A 21,708-nucleotide genomic window follows, 5' to 3' on the forward strand; every position below is an offset into this window, starting at 1 on the left:
CTCCTATAACCAGGTGATCTCGCCGGCGGTGGCCCGCTCGATCGTGCCCGCCACGTTGATGAGCAGCGCGCCGCCGTCGTCGACTCCCGCTGTCAGGCCACGCCGCACGCCCTCACCGGTCTGCCATTCCACCGGCGAGCCGTCGGCCGACGGAGCCAGCTGACGCCACCGATCGATGACCGCGGAGGTTCTGTTCCCGGCCATCGCCGCGCGAACTCGTGACAGCTGGACAAGCGATCTCGCCAGCAGCGCTCCCCGATCGATCTGTCGTCCGAGCTCGGCTTCGATCGACGTCGCCCGCGCCGCGATGTCTGGCGGGTAGGCGGCAGCCCGGAGGTTGATGCCGAACCCGAGCACGATGTACTCGAGCGAGGTGCCCTGCGCCGCTCCTTCCGCAAGAATGCCCGCCAGTTTCCGCCCGGCCACCATCAGATCGTTGGGCCATTTGATCTCGGCCACAAGACCGGTCGCCTCGCGAATCGCGTCGGCCAGGGCCACCCCCGCCATCAGCGTGAGCAGCGACGAGCGGGGCCCCGCCGTCGTCGGACGATCCGGACGAACGATGGCGGAGACGTAGAGCCCGGCCCCCGGGGGCGAGCACCAGGTCCGGCCGTGCCGGCCGCGGCCGGCGATCTGCGTCTCCGCCACGACGGTGGTGCCTTCGCCAGCTCCTGCCTCCGCCAATCGGGCTGCGACGTCGTTGGTTGACGTCACCTCGGGCACGTAGACGATCGGCGAACCGAACCGGCCCCGTTCGGATCGTGACCACGCCAGCGCCTCCGCGATGTCGTGTGGCAGATCGGCGGCGTGAGCCGGATCAACGGGATCGAAGTTCAAAGGTCATGTCTGCGGCTGGAGCCGAATCGATCAGCGCGCCGATCGAGACGAAGTCCGCCCCGTCGGATGCCAGCTCTGCGACCCGCTCCAGTGAAATCTGGCCAGACACCTCGATGCGGGCTCGTCCGCGACACTGCTGCATGACGTGCCGGAGCTCCTCGCTCGATGCCCCCGTGAACAGCAGCACCGCCGCACCGGCCGCCAGGGCCTCGGCGGCCTGGGCCGACGTCGACACTTCGACCTGCACCGGTGTGTCTGGACCGGACGCCCGCGCGCGCTTGACGGCCGCGTCGATGCCGCCGGCGAACCGAATATGGCTGGCCTTGAGAATCAGCCCCTCGTCGAGCGCCAGCCGGCCGTTCTCGCCTCCACCCACCCGTACCGCGTACTTCTGAAGCGGCCGCAGGAGCGGCAGGGTCTTCCGCGTGTCGGCGATCACCACGCGGCCGCCCGCGGCGTCCACGAACCGCCGCGTCAACGTGGCGACGCCCGACAGGTGCCGGACGATGTTCAGCGCGGTCCGCTCAGCCGTCAGCATCGGCGCCGCCAGTCCGTTGAGAATCATGATCCGATCCCCTGGCTGGCACCACTCGCCGTCCGGCCGGCGCGAGACCACGGCGACGGCGGGGTCCAGCTGGCGGAAGACCTCGAGCGCGACCTCGATGCCGGCCAGTACGGCGGGCGAGCGCGTCAGCAGCACGCCTTCGGCGAACGCGTCGGGAGGGATGATGGCCTGCACGGTCGCATCGCCCCAACCCAAGTCTTCGGCGAGGCTTCGCCGGACGAAGTCACGGTACAGAGCGATCTCGATCGGTTCAATCATCACCGGCCGAACTCCGCGAGCTGCGCTTCGAGTTTCTGCCGCCGCTCCGCGATCTGGGCGGCGCGCGAGTGGGTGTCCTGAACAACCGACGCCGGGGCGCGCTCCACGAAGCTCGCCGTTCCGAGCTTGCGCGCGATCGACTCGGCCTCACGAGCCAGTCCCGCGAGTTCCTTCCTGATCTTCTCGATCTCGGCCTGCGGGTCCACGATCCCCGCCAACGGCACGAAGATGTGCGCGTGTTCGAGCACGCGCTTGACGGTATCGGCGCCGGGCGCCACGTCGCCCCTGAACTCGATGGACGCGAGGCCAGCCAGTTGCCGAAGATAGGGCGCATACTGCTCGAGCATGGCCCGGGAGTGCGGATCGGTCTCGTCGATCATGACGGTGATCTTCCGCGACGGCGGCACGCTCCGTTCGGATCGCACGGTGCGGATCGTCGTCACCACCTGTTGCATGTAGGCGACGTCGGCTTCGGCCGACGCGTCGGCCCACCCGGGACACGCCGTCGGAAAGGCCGCTAGCGTCACGGCGGCGGGATCGTCCGATCGTTTCGGCAGCTTCTGCCAGATCTCCTCGGTGATGAACGGGATGAACGGGTGCAGCAACCGCATCAACCGGTCGTGGACCTCGACCAGCACTGCGACCGCCGCGTCGCGCACGGGCCCCGTCTGTTGCAGATCGATCTTCACGAACTCGATGTACCAGTCGGCGAACTCATGCCAGAAGAAGTGGTACAGCCGATCGCACGCGTGATCGAACCGGTACGTGGTGAGCGCGTCGTCGACGTCGATGGCCAGCCGGCTGACGCCACTCAACATCCACCGGTGAATGACGTGCAGGTCCTGAGACGCCGGCAGCGCCGGACGCGCGGGCAGATCGCCGATGTTCATCAGCAGGAAGCGCGACGCGTTCCAGATCTTGTTGATGAACTGCCGGTACCCGGTCATCCGCCCTTCGGACAGCGGAATGTCCATGCCGGGCGACGCCATCGCCGCCAGCGTGAACCGCAGGGCGTCGGCCCCGATGTCGTCCATGACCGACAGAGGGTCAACCACGTTGCCCTTCGACTTGCTCATCTTCTGACCGCGCTCGTCGCGTACGAGTCCCGTGATGTACACCGTGTGGAACGGCACATCACCCCCGAACTTGAGACCGAGCATGATCATCCGCGCGACCCAGAAGAAGATGATGTCGAACCCGGTCAACATCAGCGTCGTCGGGTAGTAGCGGGCCAGGTCGGCGGTCTTGTCCGGCCAGCCCAGCGTGCTGAACGGCCAGAGCCCGGAACTGAACCACGTGTCGAGCACGTCGGTGTCCTGGCGCAGGACGGATCCGCACCGGCACACGCTCGGATCGTCCTCCGCCACCGTGGTCTCGCCGCACGCGTCGCAATACCACGCGGGAATGCGGTGGCCCCACCACAACTGGCGCGAAATACACCAGTCGTGGATGTTGGTCATCCATTCGAAGTACGTCTTCGTCCAGTTGTCGGGCAGGAAGACGACGCGGCCCTCCTCGACGGCGCGGATCGCGTCGGCGGCGAGGGGGCCAATCTTGACGAACCACTGCTTCGACACGAGCGGCTCGACCACGGTGCCGCACCGATCACAATGCCCGACGGCGTGCCGATGCTCGACAATCTTCTCGAGCACGCCTTCGCCCTGCAGCCGATCCACGAGCGCCTTGCGGGCCTTGAAGCGATCCTGGCCGGCATAGGGCCCGGCCTCCGCGGTCATGTTGCCGTCTTCGTCGATCACCGACACGCTCGGGAGGGAGTGGCGCTGGCCCATCGCGAAATCGTTGGGATCGTGGGCCGGGGTCACCTTGACCGCTCCCGTGCCAAACGCCGGGTCGACAAAGGCATCCGCCACGATCGGCAGCACGCGGCCGATCACGGGCAGCACGACACGCGCTCCGACCAGGTGGCGGTACCGCTCGTCATCCGGGTTCACCGCAATGGCCGTATCACCCAGCATCGTCTCCGGGCGGGTGGTGGCCACTGTCACACCGGCGCCGCCACCGGCTCGCGCGTACCGGATGAAGTAGAGCTTGCCGTCGCTTTCCCGGTGCTGCACCTCGAGGTCTGACAGCGCCGTCCGGCACCGCGGGCACCAGTTGACGATGTACTTGTCGCGATAGATGAGCCCCTCGCGGTACAGCGAGACGAACTCGCGGCGCACGGCGCGCGTCAGGCCGGGATCGAGCGTGAACCTCTCGCGCGACCAGTCGACCGAGTCGCCCAGCTTCCGCATCTGCTCCGTGATAATCGCGTGGCTGACCTTCACCCATTCCCACACGCGGGCTTCGAAGGCCTCGCGGCCGAGGTCGTGGCGGGTCTTCTTCTCCTGGGCGAGCTGCTTCTCCACGACGTTCTGCGTCGCGATGCCGGCATGATCGGTCCCCGGTAACCACAGCACGTCATAGCCCTGCATCCGCTTCCAGCGCGCGATGATGTCGGGCATCGTGTGGTTGAGGGCGTGCCCCATGTGCAGCGACCCGGTCACGTTGGGCGGAGGCAGCACCATGCTGAAGGCGGGCTTGCCGCTCGCCGGGTCGGCGCGAAATGCGCCAATCGATTCCCAGAAACTGTACCAGCGTGCGTCAACGTCTCGGTGATCGAAGGCCTTCGGTAGCTCGGACATCAGGTTCCCTGGAGATTCGTAAAGGGTACAGCGTACCCGCACAGCCGCCCGCCTATCAAGCGACGACTCCGGCTTCTCGCAGCCCTACTTGATGGTGGCTTTGACCCGGTCGATCTCTTCGCGAACCAGCTTCTCGGCGATGCGGGAGACGATGTCGGTCACCGTGTCGCGGACGACGCGGTCCGACATCCGATCGAGCACCTCGCTCGTGACGCGGCCGACCAGCATGTGAACGTCTTCGGGTGAGAGCGGGGAGACCGATTTGGCTGTTGCGTCGTGTCCCGGGATCGCCTGGCCGTGTTCGGCCGCCAGCAGCGCAGAGAAGGCCTGGGCGATGGCGGGAGCGTGAGCAACCGGCCGGGACTCGGTTCCAGCCGCCAGAGGCTGTTCGACCGATGTCGATAACCACTGCGGCTCCTCGAACGCCCCGGCGCTATGACCCGACGGCACCGGCGGCAGGCCCTGTCTCCCGGACCTGTGCGGCGCCTGCTGCAGCGTGGCGAACGCGGCATCGAGCTTCTCGAAGTAGTCGTCGAGCTCCGCTGCCGGGGAGGCTGGGGGAGAAGCGGGCACGCCAGCGGGATTCGGCTGGCCGGTTCCGTCGGATGGGGAGCGGCCTTCCTGGGGGGCTTGCGGCAGCGACTCGAACGGATTGGGACGCACCCCGGACGCGGCGAGATTCGGCGCGGGCGCCGTCGCCTCGAAGGCCTCGACGGGAGGCGCGTCGAGCACGGGCTCAACCGAGAGAGCGGGTACCGGCGCCAGCAGAGGATCGACTCTCGCAGGAGAAGAGATCGACGCGGGCGGCGACGGGGCAGACTCGAGCAGTTCGTTCACGCGCGTAATCACGATCTGGGGCTCGAACGGCTTTGCCAGCACGCCAGCGCATCCGACCGCCTGCGCCCGCTGTTCGTCGATTGGTTCGAATGCACCGGTCAGCAGAAGCACCGGGATATGAGAGAGATGTGGCGTGTTCTTGACGTAGGCCGCGACCTCGTAGCCATCCTTTTCGGGCATACCCACGTCGGCCAGCACGATATCCGGGCGGTCGGCCTCGATGCGGCGGATCGCTTCGCGTCCATCGCCGACCGCGATCACCTCGATGTCTTCGTCGGCGAAGGTCAGCTCGATGACGCGCTGGATGGTGACGCTGTCGTCGGCCAGCAAAAGCCTGTACGGCATAGCTCCAAGTAACTGAACAGAAACGTGTTAGCGCCAGCCCGGCGTACCCCGGGACAGCGTAGTCCCAGGCTGCTCGAGAGTCAAGCCGCCGCTACGACTTATCGGAACATCCGCGACCGCCGATTAGTCTGACTTCGAGATTCACGCGGTCTCCGCTCTGGAGCGGACGTGACTGGTGATGTAGTCGATGATTTCCCGCATCGACGTGCCGGGCCGGAAGACCCCGTGGATGCCGACTTCGGCGAGCCGCGCCACATCAAGATCGGGGATGATGCCGCCGACCACGACGATGACGTCGTCGAGACCCTGTTCCTTGAGCAGGCGCATGACCTCCGGACAGATATGGTTGTGCGCCCCTGAGAGAATCGACAAACCGATGACGTCGGCGTCTTCCTGTATGGCGGCGCTGACAATCTGGAGAGGCGTCTGCCGGAGCCCGGTGTAGATCACTTCCATCCCGGCGTCGCGCAGCGCTCGCGCGATGACCTTCGCGCCGCGGTCATGTCCGTCGAGCCCGGGTTTTGCGATCACCACTCTAATCTTTGACATAGGTGCCCAGTAGTCAGTAGTCGGTAGCTTCTTGATTCTTACTTCTGCCTCGCAACGCTAAATCACCGGCTGCTCTACGTACTCGCCCCACACCTCACGAAGCGCATCACACATCTCGCCGACCGTCGCGTACGCGCGCGTGGCCTCGAGCAGCGGGATCATCGTGTTCGCCTTGCCCTCGGCCGCCCGCTTGAGATTGTCCAGCGCCGTGCGCACGCGACCATGGTCGCGATCGCGGCGGAGCGCCTGGAGCCGCTCGATTTGACGGGCTGCGGCGGCTTCGTCTATCGAGAGGATGGGCACTCCCCTGTCCTCCCCGACAGCGAACCGGTTGACGCCGACGACGATCTTCTCGTGTCGCTCCACGGCCTGCTGATAGCGGTAGGCGCTGTCGGCGATCTCGCGCTGCGGGAACCCGCGCTCGATGGCCGCGACCATGCCACCCATCCGATCGATCCTGTCGAAGTACTCGAGCGCCTCTCTTTCCAGGTCGAGCGTCAGCTTCTCGAGGAAGTACGAACCCCCGAATGGATCGACCGCGTTGGTGACGCCGCTTTCGTGAGCGATGATTTGCTGCGTCCGAAGGGCGAGTGTCGCGGCCTCCGCCGTGGGCAGCGCCAGTGCCTCGTCGAGCGAGTTGGTGTGGAGGGACTGGGTGCCACCGAGCACGGCCGAGAGCGCCTGGAGCGCCACGCGAACGACGTTGTTGTACGGCTGCTGGGCCGTGAGCGACACGCCGGCGGTCTGCGTATGAAAGCGGAGCTTCCATGAGCGCTCGTTCTTCGCCCCGAAACGGTCGCGCATCACGTGGGCCCAGATCTTCCGGGCTGCGCGGTACTTCGCCAGCTCCTCGAAGAAGTCGCTGTGCGCGTTGAAGAAGAAGGAGATCCGCGGCGCGAACTGGTCGACATCCAGGCCCGCGTCAACGCCGTACTGGACGTACTCCACGCCGTCGCGCAGGGTAAAGGCCAGCTCCTGGAGCGCCGTCGCACCGGCCTCCCTGATGTGATAGCCGCTCACCGAGATCGTGTTCCACTTCGGCACCTGCTCGGCGCAGAATCCGAACACGTCGGTGATCAGGCGCATCGAGGGGCGCGGCGGATAGATGTACTCCTTCTGCGCGATGAACTCTTTCAGGATGTCGTTCTGGATGGTGCCGGAAATCGTCCGCCAGTCGGCCCCCTGCTGCTCCGCGACCACCAGATACATGGCCAACAGCATCGGCGCCGGCGAATTGATCGTCATCGACGTCGTGATGTCGGCAAGCGAAATGCCCTCGAACAGCGTCTCCATGTCGGCCAGCGACGCGATGCTGACGCCGCACTTCCCGACCTCGCCCAACGACAGTTCGTGGTCCGGGTCGCGCCCCATCAAGGTCGGCAGGTCGAACGCGACACTCAGGCCGGTGCCTCCGGCCGCGAGCAGATGCTTGTAGCGCCCGTTGGTCTCCTCCGGCGTCCCAAACCCCGAAAACTGTCTCATCGTCCATGGTTTGCCGCGATAACCGGTCGGATGAATGCCCCTCGTATACGGAAACTGGCCCGGCTCGGCCAGATCCTGCGTCTCGTCCCACCCCGCGAGTGATTCGCGCGTGTAGAGGCGATCGATTGGCCGTCCGGAGATCGTGGTAAACGAGGCTTCCCTCTCGCCGGTCTTGCGCGGAGCTGGATCCCGCGTCTCGGTTTCCCGGCGCGCGCTGCCAGCGGTTGCCTCGGAGGCCGGCGTCTTCATATCTGACAGTCTATACCGAAGTGACGCAGGACCAAGGGAGCGGGTGGAGCGGCCGGGCTGGCGCAATTCCTATTCTTTTGGTGTGGCTTGACTTGGCTCGGGGCAATCGATACTCTGGCCCGAAGTCCATTCAGGGGTTGCACTTGGCTCGTGCATGCAATCTCCTGCAGATGCCCCCCGGTGAGACGAGAGCGTTTCTATTCCTGGCGTGGTTCAGTCCGAATTCATCAACCGTTGAGGATGGCGCTGCGGCGCCGAAGGAGTGCGACAGTGTCCAAGCCATTCAATCCGTTTGAAATGGCGCAGGCCCAGTTCGACAAGGTGGCCGACATCCTGGATCTGGATGCCGGTACCCGCGACTTGCTGCGGTGGCCGATGCGCGAGTTTCAGTTTGCGATTCCCGTTCGCATGGATGACGGAAAAGTGAAGGTGTTCCGCGGCTTCCGCGTGCAGCACAACGATGCCCGCGGCCCGAACAAGGGCGGCATCCGCTTCCATCCGCACGAGACCATCGACACGGTGCGCGCGCTCGGGACGTGGATGACGTGGAAGTGCGCGGTCGTCGACATTCCGCTTGGTGGCGGAAAGGGCGGCGTCATCTGCGATCCGCACCACCTGAGCGCCCGCGAACAGGAAGCGATCTGCCGCGGCTGGGTGCGGCAACTCGCCAAGCAGGTGGGCTACGCACGCGACGTCCCGGCGCCCGACGTGATGACCAATCCGCAGCACATGGTGTGGATGATGGACGAGCTCGAGGTCATCCACGGCGGCAAGGAGCCCGGCTTCATCACAGGGAAACCCGTGGGCATGGGGGGCTCGCTCGGCCGCACCGAGGCCACCGGCCACGGCGTCATCTACACGGTCCGCGAGGCGTGCAAGCTGCTGGGGATGGACATCACCAAGTCGACGGCTGCGTTGCAGGGCTTCGGCAACGTGGCGCAGTACGCCGTGCAGTTGTTCACCAAGTACGGCGGCAGGGTGATCAGCGTGTCGTGCTGGGACGAGGCCGACCAGAAGACCTACACGTTCCGCAAGATGGATGGCGTGACGTTCGAAGGCCTGATCGGGATCACCGACAAGTTCGGCAGCGTCGACAAAGCGAAGGCCAAGGCCCTCGGTTACGAGATTCTGCCGGGCGACGCCTGGATCGAGCAGGACGTCGACATCCTCATCCCGGCCGCCATCGAGAACCAGATCACCGGCGACAACGTGAACCGGATCGCCAAGAGGGTCAAGCTGATCGCCGAGGGTGCCAACGGCCCGACCACGCCCGAAGCCGACAAGGTCATCGAATCGCGCGGCATTTTCGTGATTCCGGACTTCCTGTGCAACGCGGGTGGCGTCACCTGCAGCTACTTCGAGCAGGTCCAGGGCAACATGAACTACTACTGGCCCAAGGAAGAAGTCCTGAGCAAGCTCGACCACATCATGACCAACGCGTTCCACAGCGTGGCGGAACTGGCCAAGAGCAAGAAGCTGTACACGCGCGACGCGGCCTACGTCATCGCGATCAATCGCGTGGCGAGCGCCTGCCACCAGCGCGGGTGGGTGTAGAGACAAGTTACCGCGGGGGCGCAATTCACCGCGCCCCTGCTTCTCACCCGCCGGCACACTCCCCCCTCTCCAGTTGAGTCCCTCACCATCGTCAGGCCATACTGGTGTCACTGATGACGACTCCTGGCGACGGCCCCATCGACATGTTCGACCGCCTGCGCGAGCGGGCGAAGGAGTTGAACTGCCTCTACCAGGTGCACGATCTGACGTCTGATCCTGAGCGGACGCCAGACGACGTGTGTCGCGGCATGGTCACGGCGATGCCGCCGGGCTGGCTGCACCCGGATTCGTGCTGGGCGAAGATCACGATCGACTCGTCGATCTACGAACCGCCGCTCGTCACCGAGACGCCGTGGGCGCTGCGGGCGCCGGTGCTGGTGATGGGCAAACCGGTGGGCGCGGTGGAGGTGTTCTATTCACGCCAGTTTCCCAAGGCCGACGAAGGCCCGTTCCTCAAGGAGGAGCGCCGCCTGATCGACGCGGCCGCCGCGCTGCTCGGGCAGTACCTCACGGAGCGGCGCCTCCGCGGGATGGTGCGCCACTGGCACGTCTCGCTCGAGCGGCTGCCCGCCGACGACCGCCGCGAATGGCGCATCATCGTCGAGTTCCTCCGCCGCACGGATCCGCACCTGCTGCAACGCGTGTCGCGGCGGATGCTCAACCACCTGGTCTGGCAGGGCATCGAGGAAGCGCAGAACCTGCTCGAACGTCTGGGTGCCAATCAGCGCGACCGGGAAACCTCAGACGAGAATCGCCCGCTCGAGCGCGCGAGTCTCGACGAGGTCATGGGCATCACCAATGCGGCGTTCCGGATTGCCGCCTCGAACCTGAGCGACGACGAGATCGCGCACGTGATCGAATTGTGGGTCAAGGACGACAAGTGCGGATTCCTCGTCGAGGCCGTCGAGAATCAGCGCACGTCGCTCGGCGAGATCGCGGATGCGCTCGAACACTTTCAGCAGATGGGGTTCGAGGACAAGGAACTGTCGCGCTCGGTGCAGCTGGGCCTGCGCGTGTCGCTGGTCCGGCGGTTCCTCACTGAGGACATCGAGTACATCAACACGGCCAAGCACTACCTGCACGTGCACGACTTCTGCGACATCGTGCAGCGCGTCGTTTCGCCCGCCGGATCGCGGGGCAAATTGGGGGGCAAGAGTTCGGGCTTGCTGCTGGCCCACAACATCGTGCGCCGGTCGGAAGAGTACGAGGATGCGCTTGGCGCCATCAAGATCCCGAAGACCTGGTATCTCACGTCGGACGGGATCCTCGCCTTTATCGACCACAACCACCTGCAGGACATCCACAACCGCAAGTACCTCGAGATCGAACAGGTCCGCAAGGAATACCCGCATATCGTCCAGGCGTTCAAGAACTCGGACTTTCCGAAGGAAATTCTCAAGGGACTGGCGGTCACGCTCGACGACATGGGCGATCGCCCCCTCATCGTCCGCAGTTCGAGCCTGCTCGAGGACCGGATTGGATCGGCGTTCTCGGGCAAGTACAAGAGTCTGTTTCTGGCCAACCGCGGCACCAAGCGGGAGCGGATGCTGGCGCTGCTCGATGCGATCGCCGAAGTGTACGCCTCGATCTTCAGCCCCGATCCGATCGAGTACCGCGCCGAGCGCGGCCTGCTCGATCTGCACGAGGAAATGGGCGTGATGATCCAGGAAGTGGTCGGCACGAAGGTCGGCCGCTACTTTCTGCCAGCGTTTGGCGGCGTTGCGGTCAGCAACAACGAGTTCCGGTGGTCGCCGCGCATCACGCGCGAGGACGGTCTGGTGCGCATGGTGCCAGGCCTCGGCACGCGGGCGGTCGATCGGCTGAGCGACGACTACCCCGTGCTGCTGGCGCCGGGCCAACCCGGCCTTCGCGCCAATGTCACGCCGCAGGAACTGCTCCGCTATTCGCCGAAGCGCATCGATCTGATCAACCTCGACGCGAACCGGTTTGCGACGGTGTTGATTTCGGATCTGCTCAAGCAGTACGGGGCGAAGTACCCGATGTTCAGGCAGGTCTTTTCACTATGCGACCGGGAGGGCCTGCACCCGGTCGGAGGGCTCGATTGGGACGGCTCGACCGATGACATCGTGGCGACATTCGAGGGGCTCGCGACCACGACGCCCTTCCTTGCGCAGATGCGGTCGCTGCTGCAGGTGCTGCGCGAGAAGATCGGCGGCCCGGTCGACATCGAGTTCGCGCACGACGGCCAGGACTTCTACCTGCTGCAATGCCGGCCGCAGACCTACACGGACGAGGTGGCCGCGACGCCGATTCCGCGGGACATCCCGGCCGACCGGATTATTTTCACCGCCAAGCGGTTCGTGTCCAACGGCCGAGTGCCAGACCTCACGCACATCGTGTTTGTCGATCCGCGCCAGTACGAGCGTCTCGAGAACCTGGACGCGCTGCGAAACGTCGGGCGCGCGATGGGACGGCTCAACAAGCTGCTCCCGAAGCACCGGTTCGCCATGATTGGGCCCGGCCGCTGGGGCAGCCGCGGGGACATCAAGCTTGGCGTCACGGTGACGTACTCGGACATCAGCAATACCGCGCTGCTCATGGAGGTCGGGGAGAAGCGTGGAGGCGCGATGCCGGAACTGTCATTCGGCACGCACTTCTTCCAGGACCTGGTCGAGTCGGCGATCCGCTACCTGCCGATCTATCCCGACGACCCCGGCGTGATCTTCAACTGGACGTTCCTGCTGGACGCGCCAAACCAGTTCGCCGAGCTGGTTCCGGAATTCGCGGACCTGGCCGGCACGATCCACGTGGTCGACGTCGCGGCCGCGGCGAATGGACAACTGCTGCGGGTCTTGATGAACGCGGATCAGGACGAGGCCATCGGATTCCTGACCGCGCCAGGAGTGTCGTAATGAGGTCTGACTCCATGCACTAACTGACCACCCGCATCGCGATCAGCTGGGTGGCCTCGCCGCCATCACCAGCGGCCATCACTTCAATCAGATACTCCCCCGGCGAGAGCCCGCTCAACGGCAGATCCACCGAATAGAACTCCCCCGCCGCGTCCGGCGCCTTGAGGCCGAGGTCGCTCATCTTCTGGCCCACCCGATTGAGCAGCCGGACCGTGACGATCGGCGCGGCCAGGCGCGGCGCGTAAGCGGAGAACCGGATCAGCAGCCGGTCGGTACGCCGAAACTGCCTGAGGGCAGTCGGCGTCGGGTCGGGGTCCCGCAGCAGCGACTGCATCTGGCGCACCGTGCGCGCGCAGAACACGAGCGGCGTCGACAGCGCCACCTTCTGCGCCGAGAAGTCGGGAATCGTCAGGTCCTGCTCCGTCGCGTCGATGACCTGCCCAGCCGCGTTCTCAATCGACGTGCGGAGCTGCATCTTGCCCGGGCGGACGTCGAAACTGATCTTCGATGGCTCGCGGACACCCGCAACCGGTGCCGCGTCTGGCGGTGCCGCAGCTCCCGCGACGGCGCCGACGGGCGCCTCCGCCGGTACGCGACCGCGAAAGTACGTCTGGCTGTCCGACCCCGTGGCCACCACCAGCACGCGCGACGGCTCCGGGCGCTTATCGCCTGGAATCGGAGGCAGCGGCTCCCACACGTAGGTCATGCGGGTTCTGCCCTCCTCGCCACGGGCCGTGCCAATCCATGTCGCCGCCACCGATTCGCGCGGCGCATTGCCCTCCACCGCGCTGAGCGCCTGCTCGACCGCCGCGGGCGGCCTGGGCTTGGGCGGAGCGGCGGCCCTGGCGGCGTCTTCTGCGGTCGGCGCCCAGTAGCCCTTCCGGGCTCGCACCTGCAGGCCGGGTCGCTTCAGCCGGATGTCGATCTTGTGGAACTTGCCGTCTGGAGTCGTCAGTGAGGAGTTGTACCCCACCAGATAGTACGAGCTGGTGTCGCGGACAACCTGCGTGAGGCCCGCTGCCAGATCGTTGCGATTGACGATGGCCCGGCCATCGGTGTCGTTGGCGAGCCCCTGCAGAGTGCTCTGCGACTGCCGGAGCGTATTGAGATCCTGACGCTGGTCGACGTTCTCGTTGATGCCGTACTCGGTGACGGCCAGTCCACGCGGATCCAGCGCGTACACCGCCGTATTGTTGCGGTTCGCCGTGTCGGCGATGTCCCTGAGTTCCCGCTGGATATCGAGATCCGCCTGGAACTGCGCGCGGTCGTCGCTGAGGGAACCGCCTGGCGGAGCGGCCGCGCCAGGGAACCCCGCCATCGGCCCGCTCACCTGTGCCGGCTGGATCCCCACGAACCCCTCACTGACCAGAATCACGGCCTTCCGGCCTTCCCGCAGCGATCCCAGCCGGACTGGCAGCCCCTCGAGCGCCGAGAGCGTCACCTGGTTGCGCAGCGTCTCGATGATCTGCGGCGGGTAGAACACATACTCCCGTTCGAACGCATTGCGGGGACTGTAATCGAACTTTCTGCCTTCGAATGACCGGATAGCCTGCACCAGGACGTTGCGATCGCGCGTGAAGGACAGCGCGGTGACCGGCGTCAGGGGGTACATGATCGCCACCATGTCGAGCGGCCCCAGTTGCGTCGTCACAAACTGCACAAGCGTGTCCCGGATGCGGAGGGAGTTCTGCAATCGTACGTGGTAGTCGTCAAGAAAGATGACGAACAATCGCACGTCTTCGCGGGCTGCTTCCGCCTCCTCGTCGTACATCGACCGAATCGGCCGCGCGGGTTCCGCTCCCGGCCCTGGAGTTCCATTCGAATTGACCAGCCGAAACAGATCGATCGTCTGCGGTCTTCCGTCTTCGAGCACCTCAAAATCCGACTGCGCAAGATCGGTTACCGCGTTGCCCTGCCGGTCGGTCACGATAATGTCGACACGAACGACATTGACGCCGGCGCGGAACACGGGCGCCTGGCCCTTCTGTGATGGCGGGGCCTGGGCCGGCGTCTGCGGTTTTGAGCTTTGAGCATCGCCACAAGGCGGGAAGCAGCGTCGGTCGGATGCAGACCGACTTTCACCACGGGCTGCTAGACTCAGCGCAAGTCCGACGACGATCACCAGCCCACCTCTGCCGGCAGCGTCGAGGAACCTGCTCATGGTTCGATGATAACATTAGCGTTCTTTACAGGAGACGCCATTGTCCAACGATACTGCCATCCCCGCTCTGACCCAGCTCGCCGAAGACGAAGTGCTGCTGCGCGACAGCGTGGCCGAATTCGCCGACGCCCAGATCCGGCCGCTCGTCCGCGACATGGACGAACACGCGAAATTACCGAAGACGCTGCTCACGCAGTTGTTCGACCTCGGCGTGATGGGCATTGAAATCCCTGAGCAGTACGGCGGCGGGGGCGCGAAGTTCTTCCACGCCGTTCTCGCGGTCGAGGCGCTATCGGCGGTCGACCCGTCGGTAGGCGTGCTGGTCGACGTTCAGAACACACTCGTCATCAACGCCGTCCTCCGCTGGGGATCGGACGACGTGAAGGCGCGGTTCCTGCCGAGGCTGGCCAGCGACACCATTGGCGCCTACGCCTTGTCGGAGGCCGGGTCCGGAAGCGACGCGTTCGCCATGGCCGCCCGGGGCGTGGCCGACGGCGACGATTTCGTGATCGACGGCCGCAAGCTCTGGATCACCAACGGGAACGAAGCCGACATCTTCATCGTGTTCGCCAACGTCAATCCGGCCGCCGGCTATCGCGGCATCACGGCCTTCATCGTCGAGCGGGGCATGGCCGGCTTCTCGGTCGGCAAGAAGGAGGACAAGCTCGGCATCCGCGCCAGCAGCACCTGCGAACTGATCCTCGAAGGCTGCCGCGTGCCGAAGGCGAACATCCTCGGCGAGATCGGGAAAGGGTACAAGGTGGCGATCGAGACGCTGAACGAGGGGCGCATCGGCATCGGGGCGCAGATGATTGGCCTGGCCAGCGGTGCCCTCGGACACGCGATCCGCTACACGAAGGAACGGAAGCAGTTCGGCAAGGCGATCGCCGACTTCCAGCTGGTCCAGGCGCAGCTGGCGCGCGCCGCCACCGAGATCGAGGCGGCACGGCTGCTCGTCTACAACGCGGCGAGGCTGCGCGACGCCGGCAAGCCGTTCCTGACCGAAGCGGCCATGTGCAAGATCTTCTCGTCGGAGGTCGCCGAACGCGTCACCTCGCTGGCGATCAATCTTTATGGCGGGTACGGCTTCGTGAAGGACTACCCGGTGGAAAAACTCTGGCGCGACGCGAAGATCGGTCAGATCTACGAGGGCACGTCGAATCTGCAACTGGTGACGATCGCAAAGCAGATACTGGGGTAGGGATTTTCGCCTTCGCCCTGAGTTTGTCGAAGGGCTTCGGCGGACGAGCGGGATTCGGGAGTTCAGACAGTCGCACCTGACACTGCGTGACCACGACCCAATTATCACGCGACGATCGACCTACCGGGCACGGGCGCGGGGAGCGCCGCGAATGGGTTCGCCGGACCTACCTGAGAGTGGCCGGGATCCCCATCGAGTACGATCTCCGCCCCTATCGCAGGCAATTGGCGCGCATCGACGGGGTCGACGTGTCGCAACTCGCCGACGATCAGCTCCGTGCGCAATTCGACGTCGCGAGGCGGCGGGCGCTTGACGGCGAAGAACCCGGCGATCTGCTCCCGCACGTCTACGCTCTGACACGCGAAGTCTGCTCGCGCGTGCTGGGTTTTCGTCCGTTCGACGTACAGGTGATGGCAGCGATCGCCCTCCACCAGGGCAAACTGGCGCAACTGGCCACCGGAGAAGGCAAGACGCTAGTCGCCGTCCTGCCCGTCGTGCTCAACGCACTCACCGGCCGCGGCGTGCACATCCTCACAGCCAACGACTACCTGGCCCGCCGCGACGCCGCGTGGATGGGCGCCGCGTACCGCTTCCTGGGACTTTCGGTGGCGTCGGTAACGCATGGCCTGAGTCGAGAAGAACGCAGGGCGGCGTACGCAGCGGACATCACCTACGTGACCGCCAAGGAGGCCGGCTTCGACTTCCTCCGCGATCACATCGTCACGGACCCGGTGCACCCGGTACAGCGCCCGTTCCACTACGTGATTGTCGACGAGGCGGATTTTATCCTGGTCGATGAGGCCCGGGTCCCGCTTGTGATTGCCGGTGAGACCGCCTCTCCCGACGTCGACCACCGCATGCTGGCGGAGATGGTGCGGCAACTGCGGGCGGGGGTGGACTACCGGATTGACGAACACGAGCGGAACGTGGCCATCACGGACGCCGGTTTCCGGCACATCCAGAAACGGCTGAGATGCGAACCGCTGCATGAACCAAGCCAGCATCTGCTGCTCTCTGCAATCCACGTCGCCCTTCATGCGGAGGCCCTGCTTCATCGCGACCGCGACTACATTGTCCGGGGCGGGCGCGTTGAACTGGTGGACGAATTCACCGGGCGGGTGGCCGACAACCGGCGCTGGCCGCATGGCATCCAGCCAGCGGTCGAGGCCAAGGAAGGCGTCGAGGTTCGCACCGAAGGCACGATTCTCGGATCGATACCGATCCAGCACTTTGTCAGGCTCTGGCCGAGGATCGCCGGCATGACGGCCACGGCTGTCCCATCCGCGATTGAATTCAAGGAGTTCTACAACCTGACGACGGTGGTGTTCCCGCCCAACCGTCCGTGCAGGCGCGTCGACGAACCGGATGTCGTGTTCTCACACGTCCAGGCCAAGATGGCTGCGCTGGTTGACGAAATCATGCGCACCCACGCCACGGGCCGCCCTGTTCTGGTCGGCACGGCAAGCGTTTCAGAATCGGAGGCACTCGCTGGCTCGCTGCGCAGAGGACGGATCAAGTGCCGCGTCCTCAACGCCAGGCACGATGCGCGCGAAGCGCTGATCGTTGCCCGCGCCGGCATGCCCGGGGCGGTCACGATCTGGACGAACATGGCCGGGCGAGGCACTGACATCGTCCTTGGCGGGGGCGACGAGACGCTGCGCGACGAGGTCGCTCAACTGGGCGGCTTGTACGTGATCGGCACGAACCGCCACGAGAGCCGTCGGATCGACGATCAACTGCGCGGACGCGCCGGGCGCCAGGGCGACCCGGGCAGCTCCCGGTTCTTCATCAGCCTCGAAGACGATCTGATCCGCCGTTACGGTGTGATCCGGCAGATCCCGGCGCGACACAGGCCTTCGCGTCAGGAAGGATCGATCAACGATCTGATTGTCAGGCGCGAGATTGCCCGGGCCCAGCGCATCATCGAGGGCCAGACTTTCGAGATTCGCCGCACGCTGTGGCGGTACTCGGCCATGGTCGAGGAACAGCGCACGCAGATGTGCGAACGCCGGGAAGAATGGCTGCACGACGCGATTGAACCGAGGGCCTGCGTCGACGGGGCGCCCGATCGTTACGCCGAACTCGAGCGCGCGGTCGGTGCGGCCGAACTGCGGCGGGTGGAAAACCGCCTCACGCTCATTCTGCTCGACAGGCGCTGGAGCGCGCATCTGGCGTTGATCGAGGAGATCCGCGAGGGGATCCACCTGCAGCGTTACGGCGGGCGTGATCCGCTCGCCGAGTTCCAGCGGCAGATCATCGACGCCTACGCCGCGATGATGGAGGGGCTGCGCGATGAGGTGGTCGAGACGTTCCGACGTCTGTCGGCAGAAAGCGGCACGATCGACCTCGACCGCGCCGGCTTGCGCGGTCCCACGTCGACCTGGACCTACCTGATCAACGACAATCCGTTTTCGTCGTTCGGGCTCTCGCTGATCGCGCAAGGGAACTTCGGGGTCTCGTTGGCGACCGGCTTCCTGGCGCTGATGTATTGGCCGTTCACCCTCGTCGCTGTCACGGCTGTCTTCGTGCGGCGGTGGCTGGGACGGCACAGCGGTTCGCGGAATGGAGAGACGGAGGGGCGCGATTCATCCGCCTCCGTGTCACGCTTCGGCGGACCGCCGTAGCCTTGGCGAAGGTGGTCGCGCCCGCAGGGCCGGGCTGGAGCCGGCGGTCCCAGGCCCGAGTCCCCCGAATCCCGACGCTCTATCCGTGTCGGCGGATGCCGAGGACGCGCTCGGCGATGACCATGCGCTGGGTTTCCGACGTGCCCTGATAGATCTCGGTGGCGCGCGCGTCGCGGAAATATCGCTCGACCCTGGATCCTCGGCGGTAGCCGGCCGACGCGAGGATCTGCATTGCCTTGTCGGCCGCCTCGTGCGCGGCCAACGACGCCGCCAGCTTCGCCTGCGCCGCCTCCGTCACGATGCTCGTTTGTGTCGCTTTCAGCGACGCGGCCTTCCAGGTGAGCATGCGCGCCGCGTCGAGTTCGGTGGCCATGTCGGCCAGCATGAACTGGACGGCCTCGTAGTTCGCGATGGCCCTGCCGAAGGTATGGCGCTCCTTCGCATGGCGCAACGCCTCGTCGAGCGCGGCCTGACCGATGCCGAGCGCTTGCGCGGCGATGGCGACGCGGCCGCCTTCGAGCGCCCACATGGCCACCTTGAACCCGTCGTTGACCGCGCCCACGACGTGGTCGGCCGGGATCACGACGTCATTGAATGTGAGATCCATGCAGCCCAGGCCGCGCACCCCCAGCGAGTCGGCACGAGCGGTCCGCTCGATGCCCGGGGTGCTCATTGGCACGAGAAACGCGGTGATGCCGTGCGCGCGCTGGCCGGGCCGAGTCACGGCGAACACGAGCGCGACGTTGGACACCTCGGCGCACGCGACCCAGACCTTGCGGCCGTTGAGGCAGTACGCCTTCCCGTCCTCGACCAGCGTCGCCTGCATCTCGAGGTTGGCGGCGTCGGTGCCCGCGTCCTCTTCTGACAGCCCGAACGATCCCAGCGCCTGGCCAGTCGCCAACGCGCGCAGCCAGCGGTCCTTGTGGTCATCGGCGCCGAATCGAGCCAGCACTTCGGCGACGAGGGAATTGTTCACGATCAGGATGACGCCGACGGTTGCGCTCGCGCGCGAAACCGCCTCGACAGCCAGCGCGTAGCTCAAATAGTCGCGTCCTCCGCCTCCCCAGGCCTGCGGCACGGTGACGCCCATCAGGCCGTGTTCCCCCGCGCGCGTCATCAACGTCACGGGAAACTCGCCGCTCTCGTCAATGTGGGCTGCGACCGGCGCGACGTGCTCACGAGCGAACAGTTCAATCGCGTGCTGGAATTCCAATTGGGCGGACGTGAATTCGAGGATCATCGTGGGCTTCTGAGCGGGCGCGGCATGCCGCGCCCCTACGCGTTCATTCGTGCTTCTTGCTGCTTGCGACTTGCTGCTGTCCCAACCGCTCAAACACCGGCCTGAGACGGGAGGCCGACTGCTCCAGATCCTCCGGCAGCACCCGCACCTCGCCGACAACCGAGACGAAATTGGTGTCCCCATTCCAGCGTGGCACGACGTGGATGTGCAGGTGATCCACGATACCGGCGCCGGCGGCACGGCCGAGATTCATCCCGACATTCAGTCCCTGGGGGCGGTACACCTCACTGAGTACGGCTTCTGTCAGCGACGTCAATTCGATCATGCGGGCACGTTCCGCAGGCGACGCCGCGCCCAGCGTCGCGATGTGGCGCGCGGGCACGATCATCAGATGCCCACTGTTGTACGGGAACATGTTCAGGATGACGAACGCGTTCTCGTCGCGGTAGACGACGAGAGGGGCCTGGTCGGCCTGGGAGAGCGCCGCGCAAAAGACACAGCCGCCCGCGTCATCGACCTTGTTCACGTATTCGAGCCTCCACGGCGACCATAGGCGTTCCACGGGCGTCAGGACGCAGCGGGTGGCGGGTTCTCGTTGGACGTCGGACCGATGTCGGCCGCCGCGACTCCAACGACCGGTCGGACCTCAACCTCGTGGTTGATGAGATCCTTCAGTTCCTTGCCCGGCTTGAAATACGGCACGCGCTTGGGCGGCACGTCCACGCGGGCGCCCGTCTTGGGGTTACGCCCCTTGCGCGGCTCGCGCTGCCGGAGACGAAAACTCCCGAACCCCCGCAACTCGATCTTCTCGCCCTTCTGGAGCGCATCGATGATGCTGCGGAAGACCGTGTCGACGATGACCTCGGAGTGTTTCTTGGTGAGGTCCGACACGCGCGAAACTTCTTCGACGAGTTCGGCCTTGGTCATGGATGACTCGCGGCAGGAAGATGACGCCCGGCTGGCGCGACCAAGACCCGGAATCGGGCCGTGCCGCGCCGCCGGAACCAAACACCTGGCCGCCTCCTCGGCGGCCGTCCGACTACTTCCCGTCCCGCTGCTGCTGGCGGAAGTGATCCGCCAGGGTGGCCTGCGGCTTTCCGGTGTTCTCGGAATACGTGGCCCAATCGGCGCGGTCCTGTTCCACCCGCATCGCGCGGATGCTCAGGCCGATCTTCCGCTCGGACGGACTCAGCTTGATGATCTTCATCGGGTAGGTCTTCTCCACCTCGAGTTCGATCTTCTCCTCGAGCTGATCGTCAAACTCGGACACGTGGATCAGGCCCTCGATCCCCTCGGCCAGCTCGACGAACGCGCCGAAGTTGGTCATCCGGACCACCTTGCCGTCGATCGTGTCGCCCACCTGGTGCTGCGAGAAGAACTCGTCCCAGATGTCGGTGGCCAGCTGCTTGAGTCCGAGCGACAACCGCTGGTTCTCGGCGTCGATGTTCAACACGATCGCCTCGACCTTGTCGCCCTTCTTCAACACCTCAGACGGATGCTTGATCCGCTTGCTCCACGACATGTCCGAGATGTGAATGAGGCCGTCGATGTCCTCTTCCACCTCCACGAACGCGCCGAACTCGGTCAGATTGCGCACCTTGCCGACAATGCGCGCGCCCACCGGGTACTTGGAGGCCAGTTCGTGCCACGGGTTGCTCTCGATCTGCTTGAGGCCGAGCGAGATGCGCCGCGCCCCCGGATCCACGCCGAGCACCATCGCCTCGACGGCGTCGCCCTGGTTGAGGATCTTCGACGGATGCTTGACGCGCTTGCTCCACGTCATCTCGGACACGTGAATGAGGCCTTCGACGCCAGGCTCCAGTTCAATGAACGCCCCGTAGTCGGTCAGGCTGACGACCTTGCCCGTCATGCGCGCGCCGACCGGATACCGATCGGTCACGTTGCTCCACGGATCCGCCACCAGTTGCTTGTGGCCGAGCGACACGCGCTCGGTCAGCGGATCGTACTTGAGCACGATGACGTCGATTTCGTCGTTGACCTTGAAGATCTCCGACGGATGGCCCACGCGCCCCCACGACATGTCCGTGATGTGCAGCAGGCCGTCGATGCCGCCGAGGTCGATGAAGGCGCCGTAGTCGGTGATGTTCTTCACCGTGCCGCGCAGCACCTTGCCCTCGGCCAGCGCCCCGAGCGTGTACTTCTTCTTCTCGGCGTTCTCTTCTTCGAGCAGGACCTTGCGCGACAACACGATGTTCCCGCGCTTCTTGTTGACCTTGATGACGCGCATCCGGAGTTCCTGGTTCTTCAGGGCATCCAGATTCCGGACGGGG

15 protein-coding genes are annotated in these 21,708 nt (G+C 65.5%); 4 read left to right on the plus strand and 11 right to left on the minus strand.

The window, feature by feature from the left end; genetic code table 11:
- Nucleotides 1-3: 3 nt before the first annotated feature.
- From NTV05_04215 to NTV05_04240, 6 genes are all read right to left on the minus strand, one after another.
- A complete protein-coding gene (locus NTV05_04215) occupies nucleotides 4-837 on the minus strand; it encodes a biotin--[acetyl-CoA-carboxylase] ligase (protein ID MCX6543602.1) in 834 nt (277 codons plus the stop codon).
- Nucleotides 818-1,660, minus strand: coding sequence for a carboxylating nicotinate-nucleotide diphosphorylase (gene nadC / locus NTV05_04220; protein MCX6543603.1), 843 nt, complete (start codon nucleotides 1,658-1,660; stop codon nucleotides 818-820). The genes NTV05_04215 and nadC overlap by 20 nt, the downstream gene beginning before the upstream one ends.
- Nucleotides 1,660-4,302, minus strand: a complete 2,643-nt coding sequence (locus tag NTV05_04225) for a valine--tRNA ligase (protein MCX6543604.1) — start codon at nucleotides 4,300-4,302, stop codon at nucleotides 1,660-1,662. Before NTV05_04225 ends, nadC begins: the two co-directional genes overlap by 1 nt.
- An 84-nt stretch (nucleotides 4,303-4,386) precedes the next feature.
- Nucleotides 4,387-5,484: a response regulator gene (locus NTV05_04230; GenBank protein ID MCX6543605.1), complete on the minus strand. Its 1,098-nt coding sequence runs from the start codon at nucleotides 5,482-5,484 to the stop codon at nucleotides 4,387-4,389.
- 141 nt (nucleotides 5,485-5,625) lie between these two features.
- On the minus strand, nucleotides 5,626-6,033 hold the full coding sequence (locus NTV05_04235) for a cobalamin B12-binding domain-containing protein (protein MCX6543606.1): 408 nt from the start codon (nucleotides 6,031-6,033) through the stop codon (nucleotides 5,626-5,628).
- A 57-nt stretch (nucleotides 6,034-6,090) separates the two neighbouring features.
- Nucleotides 6,091-7,764 carry a methylmalonyl-CoA mutase family protein gene (locus NTV05_04240; protein MCX6543607.1) on the minus strand — a complete coding sequence of 558 codons (1,674 nt, stop codon included), beginning with the start codon at nucleotides 7,762-7,764 and terminating at the stop codon, nucleotides 6,091-6,093.
- Nucleotides 7,765-8,004: 240 nt separating this feature from the next.
- Here NTV05_04240 and NTV05_04245 point away from each other — a divergent pair, with 240 nt between their 5' ends.
- Nucleotides 8,005-9,318, plus strand: a complete 1,314-nt coding sequence (locus tag NTV05_04245; protein ID MCX6543608.1) for a Glu/Leu/Phe/Val dehydrogenase — start codon at nucleotides 8,005-8,007, stop codon at nucleotides 9,316-9,318.
- Nucleotides 9,319-9,431: 113 nt separating this feature from the next.
- Nucleotides 9,432-12,191 (plus strand): PEP/pyruvate-binding domain-containing protein, encoded by a 2,760-nt coding sequence (locus NTV05_04250; protein MCX6543609.1) that lies wholly within the window; start codon nucleotides 9,432-9,434, stop codon nucleotides 12,189-12,191.
- A gap of 19 nt (nucleotides 12,192-12,210) precedes the next feature.
- Here NTV05_04250 and NTV05_04255 read toward each other — a convergent pair whose 3' ends face one another.
- Complete coding sequence (locus NTV05_04255) at nucleotides 12,211-14,160, minus strand: VWA domain-containing protein (GenBank protein ID MCX6543610.1); 1,950 nt, start codon at nucleotides 14,158-14,160, stop codon at nucleotides 12,211-12,213.
- Nucleotides 14,161-14,392: 232 nt separating this feature from the next.
- Here NTV05_04255 and NTV05_04260 point away from each other — a divergent pair, with 232 nt between their 5' ends.
- Complete coding sequence (locus NTV05_04260; GenBank protein ID MCX6543611.1) at nucleotides 14,393-15,553, plus strand: acyl-CoA dehydrogenase; 1,161 nt, start codon at nucleotides 14,393-14,395, stop codon at nucleotides 15,551-15,553.
- 86 nt (nucleotides 15,554-15,639) lie between these two features.
- The gene (secA2, locus tag NTV05_04265; GenBank protein ID MCX6543612.1) at nucleotides 15,640-18,177 is read left to right on the plus strand and encodes an accessory Sec system translocase SecA2; all 2,538 of its coding nucleotides are present in this window, start codon (nucleotides 15,640-15,642) and stop codon (nucleotides 18,175-18,177) included.
- A 79-nt stretch (nucleotides 18,178-18,256) separates the two neighbouring features.
- On the opposite strand, the gene NTV05_04270 is transcribed toward secA2, so the two are convergent.
- The 4 genes from NTV05_04270 to NTV05_04285 all read right to left on the minus strand — a co-directional run.
- A complete protein-coding gene (locus tag NTV05_04270; protein ID MCX6543613.1) occupies nucleotides 18,257-19,417 on the minus strand; it encodes an acyl-CoA dehydrogenase family protein in 1,161 nt (386 codons plus the stop codon).
- Between the two features lie 43 nt (nucleotides 19,418-19,460).
- A complete protein-coding gene (locus NTV05_04275; GenBank protein MCX6543614.1) occupies nucleotides 19,461-19,943 on the minus strand; it encodes an HIT domain-containing protein in 483 nt (160 codons plus the stop codon).
- Between the two features lie 41 nt (nucleotides 19,944-19,984).
- Nucleotides 19,985-20,344 carry an integration host factor subunit beta gene (locus tag NTV05_04280; protein ID MCX6543615.1) on the minus strand — a complete coding sequence of 120 codons (360 nt, stop codon included), beginning with the start codon at nucleotides 20,342-20,344 and terminating at the stop codon, nucleotides 19,985-19,987.
- A 112-nt stretch (nucleotides 20,345-20,456) separates the two neighbouring features.
- A partial coding sequence (locus NTV05_04285) for a 30S ribosomal protein S1 (protein ID MCX6543616.1) occupies nucleotides 20,457-21,708 on the minus strand: 1,252 nt, incomplete at its 5' end.

The sequence above is a fragment of the Acidobacteriota bacterium genome (genome assembly GCA_026393755.1).
GTDB lineage: Bacteria > Acidobacteriota > Vicinamibacteria > Vicinamibacterales > JAKQTR01 > JBAXOX01.